General features: G+C 67.9%; 4 protein-coding genes. 2 read left to right on the top strand and 2 right to left on the bottom strand.

The genetic code is table 11. The features are described 5' to 3' along the window. Nucleotides 1-75 precede the first annotated feature (75 nt). Nucleotides 76-876: a carbon-nitrogen hydrolase family protein gene (locus AC1DYX_RS22375; RefSeq protein WP_477262916.1), complete on the bottom strand. Its 801-nt coding sequence runs from the start codon at nt 874-876 to the stop codon at nt 76-78. After that, on the bottom strand, nt 873-5141 hold the full coding sequence (locus AC1DYX_RS22370; RefSeq protein WP_477262914.1) for a YhdP family protein: 4269 nt from the start codon (nt 5139-5141) through the stop codon (nt 873-875). Before AC1DYX_RS22370 ends, AC1DYX_RS22375 begins: the two co-directional genes overlap by 4 nt. A gap of 153 nt (nt 5142-5294) precedes the next feature. Here AC1DYX_RS22370 and glnE point away from each other — a divergent pair, with 153 nt between their 5' ends. After that, complete coding sequence (gene glnE / locus AC1DYX_RS22365) at nt 5295-8048, top strand: bifunctional [glutamate--ammonia ligase]-adenylyl-L-tyrosine phosphorylase/[glutamate--ammonia-ligase] adenylyltransferase (protein WP_477262912.1); 2754 nt, start codon at nt 5295-5297, stop codon at nt 8046-8048. A gap of 187 nt (nt 8049-8235) precedes the next feature. Beyond that, the coding region (locus AC1DYX_RS22360) for a TonB-dependent receptor domain-containing protein (protein WP_477262910.1) at nt 8236-10582 on the top strand (2347 nt) is incomplete at its 3' end.

The raw sequence follows: 10582 nt of genomic DNA, 5'->3' as shown, positions 1-10582 counted from the left end.
CGCGTAACGTCCGGGTGCCGCAAACATCCGCGTGGGCGGAGGCCGCCCACCCTACGATACTCGTGCCGGATGCCATTACATCTTGCGATGTTTCAACGCCGGCAAACTCGCGCGCACTCTGGCGATGTACCCGGCATCGATCACGCCGCTGACGACGCCCTCGCCTTCCGGCAACACGTCCTTCACGTCGCCCCACGGATCGATGAGCATGCTGTGCCCGAACGTGCGGCGGCCATTCCTGTGCGTGCCGCCCTGGGCCGATGCCAGCACATAGCACTGGTTTTCGATGGCGCGGGCGCGCAACAGCACTTCCCAGTGCGCGAGGCCCGTCGTGTACGTGAACGCGGCCGGCACGATGATCAGCGCGCATTCGCCCATCGCACGGAACAGTTCCGGGAAACGCAGGTCGTAGCAGATCGCCATGCCGACCCGGCCGAATGGTGCTTCGAAGCTGCCGATCGTCTCGCCCGGCACGATCGTGCGCGCCTCGTCGTACGATTCGCTGCCCGTGTTGAAGCCGAACAAATGGATCTTGTCGTAGCGGCCCACGTGCCGGCCTTCGGGATCGTAGACGAGCGTCGTGTTCAGCACGCGGCCGGCGTCGCCCGACACGAGGGGTAACGTACCACCGATCAGCCAGATGCCGTGTTCGCGCGCCTGTCCGGCGAGGAACTCCTGGATGGGACCATGGCCCGGCTGTTCGGCGTGGGCAACCTTGTCCGTGTCCGTCATGCCCATGATGGGCCAGTATTCCGGCAAGGTGACCAGCTTCGCGCCACGGCCCGCGGCCTCCCCGATCAGGCGGCGTGCGGTGGCGATATTCTCGTCCACGACGGGCGTGGATACCATCTGTACGGCGGCAACGGTCGTCGTCATTTCGTTTCCTTCTTGTCCTTGTTGCGGTCCTGCGTCGCGGCCGCTGCTGCTGCGGCGGCCGGCGGATTATCCAGCTTCACGATGTGCGGCGACTTCCACGGCCCCGTCACCTGCATGTGGTAAGTGAGCGCCTTCATCAGCGGGGCGCGCAGGAACAGCTGGGCCAGGAAGCTGCCGAGGCCGATCACGGGGTTGACCGCGAGGCCGTACACGAGCGAGCTGGTGCCGAGGTTGAATTCCGGGATCACGACGACGTGCAGATTCGTCGATTCGTTGGCGATGTCCGCGGTGCCATCCATCAGCACCGTCGCCGCGACGCCATGCATCTTGAGATTGTCCGTGCGCACGACGCCGCGCGTGATCATGGCGTTCGCGGTGATGCCGTCGAATGCAAGACCTTCCGAGAACACGTCGTGGAAATCGAGTTTCAGCATGCGCGGCAGCATCTGCAGGCTCAGCACGCCCAGCAGTTTCGCGGCGCCCGGGTCCTGCTTGAGGAACTGGCCGGATTCGACATTCATCTGGATCTGGCCCGACAGGCTCGGGATGTCGAGCGAGTACGGCAACCCGGCCCACGAGATGTCGCCGGACAGCGAGCCTTTGCCGCGCCGCAGTGTCTCGGGGAAACCGAGGCGGTCCAGCAGCCGGCCCGCGTCGCTGATGTCGAGCGTGAAATTCAGCGCCGTATTGCTCTTGCCGTCGCGCGTGAGCCAGCGGCCGTTGGCCTTCAACTGGCCGTCCGGATTCGTCAGCGCCAGGCGCTCGATGCGCCATTCCTTGCCGGCCAGCGCCTGCGCATTGCTGGCCACCAGCTCCAGGCGGCCGAACTGCTTGTTGAACAGCTCGAAGCGGTCGGCCACGATGTCGAGGCCGGGAATGCTGGCGCTGGCGCCCTTGTTCGATTCGAGCAGGTCCTTGACTTCGTTCGCGGACGATTCCGGGATCACGAGCGACGCCAGGCGCGCCGTCACCTTGCCCATGCCCTGGCCCGTGGGCGATTCGTTCCACGTGACATAGCCCACCACCTGACGCGAATCGATACTGGCCTGCCACGTATTGTTCTGGTGCGTGGCGCCGACGACGACGTCGCGCAGCGCCCGTTCCCCGAAGATCAGCTCGCCGGCACGCGCGGCGACCGTGTCCGGCACGACGTACTGGGCCATGCCGCCGGCATTGTCCGCGCCCGCGGCGGACGCGGTCTCGCCCGGCCCGGCGATATCGTTGGCGGCCGCGAGCCAGCGGTCGACGTTCAGCGCCTTCATGTTCACGTTGATCATCATGCCGCTGTCGGGCTCGGGCGCCGGCACGTTGACGCCGATGCCGCCCCGTTTGACGATCCACGGACCGCGCGGCTGGCGTTCGCGCACGTAGCGCGCGGCGGCGATATTGCCCAGGGCGATGCGGATGTCGTCATGGCCGGCGCCATCCTGCCCCGTCGGCTGGCCGGCGAGGACGAAGTGCAGCGGCAGCGCGTCGGCGGCGGGCTTGTTCAGCGGCGCCGGCAGTTCGATGCCGAGGCCGGCCAGGTTGGAATCGAGCACGATCTGGGTCTGGCGGTCGCGCACGGTGACGGTGCCGCCGAAGCGCGCGCCGCCGGACAGCTTCGCGCCCAGGCGCTGCAGCGCGGGCAGCGAGGTCGTGTGGCGCATGCCGTCCGCCGTGGCAGTGCCGGCCATGCGGATCTGGATCGCGCCGTCGCGCTGGGTGCCACCGGACAGTTGCAGCGGCCCGCCCAGGAAGCTGGCGCCCACGCCGTTCAGGTTGACGCCGTGCTCGGTGAACTCGATGCGGCCCAGCGCGGCCTGGATCGACGGCAGTTCGGGGAACAGCGTGACGTCGTTGTTCTGCAGTTGCAGCGCGCCCTGCACCTTCGCCTCGTGCAGGCTGGCGAGCGGCAGGTGCAGTTTCAGGCCCAGCTTCGCGGGGCCGGTCGCGCGGGTGTCTTCGGTGAAGTTGCCGATCCATTCCAGCACCGGGCTGGCCGCCACGTAGTGCAGGAACTCGGGCAGCGGGGCGGCGGCCGCGCCGTCGATGTCGAGCACCATCTCGTGCACGCCCAGCTCGGGAATCACGGCGCGCACATTGGTCAGGGCGATGCCCAGCGTGCGGGCAGTATCGCCATGGATGTCCATGCGCGCGCGGTCGAACACGATGGTGCCGTCGATGTTCTCGAGCAGCGGCCACAGCGGCGCCTTGCCGTCGGGTGCGTGGCGACCCGGTGCGTACTCGAGCTTGCCGTCGTCGATGCGGCCGCTGACGCGGAACTCGCCGCGGGCGCGCTCGCTGGCACTGTCGGCGCGGAACGGGAAATGGGCCAGGTCGCCGCGCAGGCGCAGGCGCGCATCGCGCAAGGTGCCGCCCTGCAGCGCACCCGTCAGCCATTCGCGCAGGCCTTCGGGCGTCGCCAGCGGCAGCCAGCGCCCGATGCTGGCGATGTCGAAGTTGTCGACCGTGGCCGTGAAGTCGGCATTGCCCGGCCCCTTTCCGGGCGTCAGGGGCAGCACGTGGCGGCCGGCCAGGCTCGCCTTGAGGGCGCCCTGGGACAGGTTCAGGCTGTCGACCTCGACGAGCACCTGTTCGTTCTGGGGAAACGTCCAGCGCGCACGCACGACCGCCTGGTCGAACGGCAGCTCGGGTTCGGCGAACCAGGCCGGCAGGGCCAGCACGAGCTTGTCGGAATCGATGTCGACACTGCCGCCGCGGTCGCTCGCGTCGATGCGGCCCGACAGATTGGCAAAGCCCGGCAGCGCCGGCCGCGCCGCCACGGCCGGCTGGCCGTCGGACGCAGGCACCGCGGCGCGCGCGGCGAGCGGATTCATGCCGAGCTTCTCGACGTCGCCGCGCACGCGGTAGGCGCTGACGTGCGGGAAGCGGCCCTGCCATTGCACGTCGGCGTCGTTGATGCGGCCGCGCGGCGCCAGTTCCGTCAGCAGCTGGCGCTGGGCGGGGGTGATGGGCATCTGCGCGGCCAGCGTCGCCAGCGCGCCCACGTCCAGCTGTTCGGCGCGCACCTCGAAGTGCTCGGGCTGGCCGCGCGCGGCGGGGTGCCAGGTCTCGGTCAGCGTCGCGGGCGGCAGCACGACGCCGCTCTCCGTCACGACGGAAAAATTGTCCAGGCCGATGGTGTGGCCGAGCGCGCCGAAGGTCGGCTTGCCGTCTTCCACGTTCGGCGCGATCGTCTCGCTGGCGGACAGCCGGCCCGACACGCGTGCCAGCGCCAGCGGCGGCGCGTCGGCGCCGAGGCGCGCGCTGACGCCGGCCAGGGCCAGGTCGGCCGTGAAGCCGGCCAGGCGCGCATGGTCGAAGTCGAGCCAGGCGCGCACGGAGCCTCGGCCCTGCTGCACGGTGAATGGATAATCGGCGTATTGTTTCCACGCGGCGAGGTCGGTGTTGCGCAGGTCGGCATACACCTGGCCTTTCCAGCGACGCGCGTCGGACGGCCTGGCGCCGAACGCCGGGTGGGTGAAGCGCGCGCGCAGGTCGAGCGGGTCGCCGGCGCCCGGCGGCGGCGCGGCCTTCAGCGCGAAGCGGTGCGTCGTCCAGCGGTTCTGCAGCACGAGCGTCACGTCGGACAGATCGAGCGTCGGCGCGGCGCGCAGCTCGTCCGTCCACGACAGGCGGCCTTCGCGGATCACCACCTCGCGCTGGCGCAGCAGCCAGTCGGCGCCGCCGCCCTCTTCTTTCCTGTTCGGGTCGATGCGCACGCCAGCCACGGCAATGACGCCATCAGGGCCGCGGCGCACGTCCAGTTCCGGGCGGTTGATTTCCAGCGCCTCGAAACGCGGCTCGGCCGCGACCACCGACCACCACGACACCGTGGCGGATACGGACGGCAGCGCGAGCAGCTGGCGGCCGGCGCGGTCGTGCAGGCGCAGGTCGCCGAGGTACAGGTTCGGATGCAGGCCGCGCCACGAGGCGTACACACGGGCAATGGTCACCTGGTTGCCGAGCGCGCGGCTGGCGGCCCGTTCGATGTCCGGCTTGTAGATGTCGATGTTCGGCAGGATCGCGTAGCGCAGGGCGAGGAACAGCACCATGAACGCGAAATACACGAGCAGGACAGCCTTGACCGTGAACCCGAGCACGTGGTGCGATGCCAGGTTGGCATACCGGTAGCAGGCACGCGCACGGGACCAACGCTCTGCCAGAGGAACATGCCCATGCGCATGCTCGTGCTCATGYGCGTGTCCCTGCGGGAGCGCCTGCTGGTGCGCGTTCTGCTCGCGCTGCGCCTGCGGTTCCGGGTTGATCATCAAGGTGCTCAAAAGGCTCGCCGAATATATGTAAACTGAATAAGAGAGCGCTTGCAACGATCGCGGCGTCTACCTTACCATCACGCTGACCCAGGGCAGCATGGCGGGCAATTTTACCCCATAGCAAGCGTCCCGGAACGCACAAACTCGTCTGGAATTCGCCCCATGTCCCCAGCTTCGCCGTCTTTTCCTGCAGCTTCCCTCGCCAATGCGTCGCGTTTTTACCAACGGTGGGTCAACGCCGATCCGGCCCGGGCGGCGCGTGTCGACACCCTGGCCGCATTATCGCTGGCTTCCATCGATTTCGGCGCAACGCTGGCCGCCGAGGCGGCACTCGGCCCCAACGGTTCCAGGTTGCCGACGCCGCGCGCGATGCGCCGCCTGCGCAACCTGCTCATCTGCGCCATCATCCGGCGCGACCTGGACGGCCTGGCCGACCTCGACGAGGTCGTGTCGGCGATGAGCCGCTTCGCCGACTTCGCCGTCCAGACCCACCTGGCTGAACTGATGGCCGAGATGACGGCACTGCACGGCGAACCGATCGGCGCCGATTCCGGCCGGCCCCAGCAGATGATGGTGCTGGCGATGGGCAAGCACGGCGGCGGCGAGCTGAACGTCTCGTCCGACATCGACCTCATCTTCGTCTACCCCGAGGATGGCGATACCCGCGCCGGCGCCGGCCAGAAATCGCTGTCGAACCACGAATTCTTCGTACGCCTGGGCCGCAAGCTGATCGCGGCGTTGTCCGAAGTCACCGAGGACGGTTTTACCTTCCGTGTGGACATGGCCCTGCGTCCCAACGGCAAGTCGGGGCCGCTCGTCGCGAGCCTGAACATGGTCGAGGATTACCTGATCGTACAAGGGCGCGAATGGGAGCGTTATGCCTGGGTCAAGGCGCGCGCGGTCACCGGCGACCCGGTCGACATCGCGGCCCTCGACGCCATCGTGCGCCCGTTCGTGTTCCGGCGCTACCTCGACTTCGGCGTGATCGACGCGATCCGCAACATGCACGCCCAGATCCGCGCCGAGGTCAACCGCCAGGAACGCCTGCATCCGGAGCGCAACCAGAACGTCAAGCTGGGCCGCGGCGGCATCCGCGAGATCGAATTCCTCGCCCAGGTCTTCCAGCTGATCCGCGGCGGCCGCGACCCGGCGCTGCGCGAACGCTCCACGCGCAAGACACTGCGCCTGCTGGCCGAGCGCGACCTGCTGGCCGCAGACACTGTCGAGCAATTGCTCGAAGCGTATGCATTCCTGCGCAACCTGGAACACCGCCTGCAATACCTGGAAGATGCCCAGACGCACACGATGCCCGTGTCACCGGACGACAGGAATACCGTCGCCCGGATGATGGGCATGGCCGACGCAGCGGCACTGCTGGCCCGCCTGGACGCCTGGCGTGCCTTCGTCGCCGCCCAGTTCGATGCGATCTTCGCCGACAAGGCGGCCGGCGCCGACGCCGTCGATCCGGATGCATCGCTTTCCGATCCGGACAACAGCGACGCCATCGCCGACCGCCTGGCCGCCCTCGGCTTCGACGATCCCCAGGCCGGGGCGAACCGCCTCGTCGCCACCTGGCAGGCGCCGCGGCTGCAGACTTTGCCGGAAGCCAGCCGCCAGCGCCTCGTCGCCCTCGTCAACACGGCGCTGACGCAGATTCCGGCCATCGTCGCCGACGCCGGACACGGCAGTCACGCGGCCACCCTGGGCCGGTTGCTCGATTTCTTCGAAGCCATTGCCCGACGCTCCGCCTACCTGTCGCTGCTGACGGAATATCCGCATACGCTGGAGCGGGTTCTGCGCATGATCAATTCGTCCGGCTGGGCCGCCACCTTCCTCACCCAGCATCCGATCCTGCTGGACGAGTTGCTGGACGACCGCGGCAACGCCGCCGAGGACTTGCCCACGCTGGCGGCCAGCCTCGCGGCCCAGCTCGACGCGGCCACGGGTGACACGGAGCGCCAGCTCGACATCCTGCGCGAAGCCCACCACGCCCAGATGTTCCGCCTGCTGGCGCTGGACCTGGCCGGCGAATTGTCGGTCGAACGCCTGGCCGACCACCTGTCGGCGCTGGCCGACCTGATCGTATGCGAAGTCGTGCGGCGCGCCTGGGGCACCATTGCTTCGCGCCACGTGGAGGTGCCGCGCTTCGCCGTGATCGCCTACGGCAAGCTGGGCGGCAAGGAACTCGGCTATGTCTCCGACCTGGACGTGATCTTCCTGTTCGACGACGACGACCAGGACGCCCCCGGCAACTACGCCAGGCTGGCCCAGCGCTTCATCACGTGGATGACGACRCATACCCCGGCCGGCATCCTRTTCGACATCGACACGGCGCTGCGTCCGGACGGCGCGTCCGGCATGCTCGTGTCGTCGGTGGGCGCGTTCGAACGCTACCAGCAGTCATCCGCGTGGATCTGGGAGCACCAGGCCCTCACTCGCGCCCGTTTTTGCGCCGGCGATGCCGCCATCGGTGCCCGCTTCGAGGCGATCCGCGAACAGGTGCTGCGCCAGGACCGCTCGGGCCGCGAGGCGGAACTGCGCGACGAGGTCGTCAAGATGCGCCAGCGCATGCGCGACGCGCACCCGCCACGCGACGACCGTTTCGACCTGAAGCACGACGAAGGCGGCATGATCGACATCGAATTCATCGTCCAGTACCTCGTGCTGCGCCATGCGTCGGCGTACCCGGAGCTGACGGCGAACGTCGGCAACATCGCCCTGCTGAAACGGTGCGGCGCGCTGGGCCTCATCGACGCCGGACTGGCCGACGGCGCGTCCGCCGCGTACCGGGCCATGCGCCGCCTGCAACACCAGATCCGGCTGCAGGGGCAGGACAACGCGCGCGTCGAACGCAGTCTCGTGGCGGCGCACGCGGACGTCGTCGTCCGCCTGTGGCATGCCTGCTTCCACGTCTGACACGTTGCCACCGCAGCGTGTTCATTTGCAAAAATGTTGTTTTATTTTCGCCATCATGCAAAAAACATATTTACAAGTTGACAGCTGTCAATATGGAATGATCTGATACATTTACTTGTTATTTGGCAACTAGTGCATAAGTCCGCCGTGGGCAGCACGCCAACGTACGAGTCGTATCGGAGAACCCATGCATCGTCGTAGCAAGATCGCAATGGCCGTCGCCGTTGCCCTGAACGCGCTGACCGCCGTGGCGCAAGCACAATCCGCGGACCCGATGCAGCGCGTCGAAGTGACGGGCTCGCGCATCCGCCAGGTCGACCTCGAAACGGCACAACCCGTCCAGGTAATCACCCAGGAACAGCTCCAGAGGACGGGCCTCGTCACCGTCGGCGACATCCTCAACAACCTGCCGGCCGCCGGCACCCCGGCGTTTTCGAAGGGTTCCACGCTGCTGTCGTTCCGCGAACAGGGCGGCCAGTACGTCAACATGCGCAACCTGGGTGCAAACCGGGTATTGGTGCTCGTGGACGGCAAGCGCTGGACCGCGACGGTGCTGGGCTACACGGACCTGTCGACCATCCCGGCCGCGATGATCGAGCGCATCGACATCCTGAAGGATGGCGCCTCGTCGATCTATGGTTCGGATGCGATCGCCGGCGTCGTCAACATCATCCTGAAAAAGACCATGCAGGGCGGCCTGGCGAGCGCCTACGCCGGCCGCAACCAGGGAGGCGACGACCGCAAGAAGGACTATGCACTCAGCTATGGAGCGGGCGACGGGAAGGCCAACCTGATGTTCGGCCTGACGTACACCGAGGAAGGCGCCGTCTGGGCGAAGGACCGCGCCATCACCGCCACCCAGTTCGGGCCGGGCCACCCGAGCGCCGGCCTGGGCACCAGTCCGTGGGGCCGCATCCGCCAGGTGGGCGCCGGTGGCGCCCCCAGCGGCTTCAACCAGATCCTCAACCATACCGGCTCCACGCTGGGCGACGGTACCGGTGCGGATGCGCGCGATCCGGCCAACTACCACAACTATGCGGGCGCCGACGCCGACACCTTCAATTCGACGTCCCAGATGATGTACACGCAGCCGACCCGGCTGGCGTCCGTCTTCACCAAAGGCAGCATCGCGCTGCCGTACGACTTGCGTTTCACGGGCACGGCAATGGTCGCGGACCGCGACTCGTCGCGCCAGGCCGCCGGCTTTCCATTCTTTTCTGCTGCGCAAAACAAGTTCCCGATCTATATCGACAAGGATAGCTACTACAACCCGTACGGCAACCAGGTGGCCGGTGCCGGCAACGGCCAGGACCTGTTCTTCTACCGCCGCACGACCGAACTGCCGCGCGTGATCGGAAACGACAACCGCACGGTGCACGTCGACGCCAGGCTCGAAGGCGGCTTCCGCGTGCTGGACAAGGCCTGGACCTGGGACCTCGGCTACAACCACAGCCTCATCGCGGGTGCCGTGGTGGCGAGCGGCCACCTGAACCTGCCGAACCTCAAGAAGGCGCTGGGGCCGTCGTTCATGAACGCGGCAGGCGTCGTGCAATGCGGTACCGCCGCGAGCCCGATCCCGCTGGCGGACTGCGTACCGTTCAACATCCTGGGCGGCCCATCGGCATCGACCGCCGCCGCCCTGAACTACGTGCAGTCGACCGGCCACGCCACGTATGGCTCGACGATCAACAACGCCACCGCCGACGTCACGGGCGACCTGTTCACCCTGCCGGCCGGTGCCGTCGGCATGGCGGCCGGTCTCGAGCGCCGCACCGTCAGCGGCTACGACCGTCCGGGGCCGCTCGAACAGGCTGGCCTGTCGACCGACCTGGCCGGCAATCCCACGGTCGCCAGCTATACGGTGCGGGAAGCCTATCTGGAACTCAATGTCCCGTTATTGAAAAGCCTGCCGTTCGCGCAACTGCTGAGTGTCGACCTCGCATCGCGCCATTCGGACTACAGCAACTTCGGCAACACGACCAACAGCAAGGCCAGCGTGATGTGGAAGCCAGTGCGCGACCTGCTGGCCCGCGGCACCTGGGCCCAGGGCTTCCGCGCCCCGACCGTGGGTGACACGTTCGGCGGCGGCCAGCAGGCGTACGACTCGTACCTGGATCCGTGCGACAGCCAGTACGGCGAAGCGTCCCGGACCCCGGCCGTCGCCGCCCGCTGCGCCGCCGCCGGCGTGCCGGCCGGCTTCCGCCAGGTCAACCAGGCCGGCACCCCGGTTCCGGCCGGCGGCGGCCAGACGCCGTCGCCGTTCAACGCCGGCGCCGGCAACGCCGCGCTGCAACCGGAAACGGCGACGACGAAAACCTTCGGCCTCGTCTACAGCCCGGGCTGGCTGAACGGCGCCTCGGTCGCGCTGGACTATTTCGACATCCACGTCGAGAACCGCATCACGGCCCTGACGGCGGCCTACGAGATCAACCAGTGCTACGTCAGCGGCGTGCAGGCGTTCTGCGACAGGATGAAGCGCGACCCGGCCTCGGGCATGATCGCCAGCCTGTCGCGCGGCAACGCCAACCTGGGCG

Source organism: Massilia sp. P2_C2 (assembly GCF_056404615.1).
This window is presented reverse-complemented; position numbering and strand designations above follow the sequence as displayed.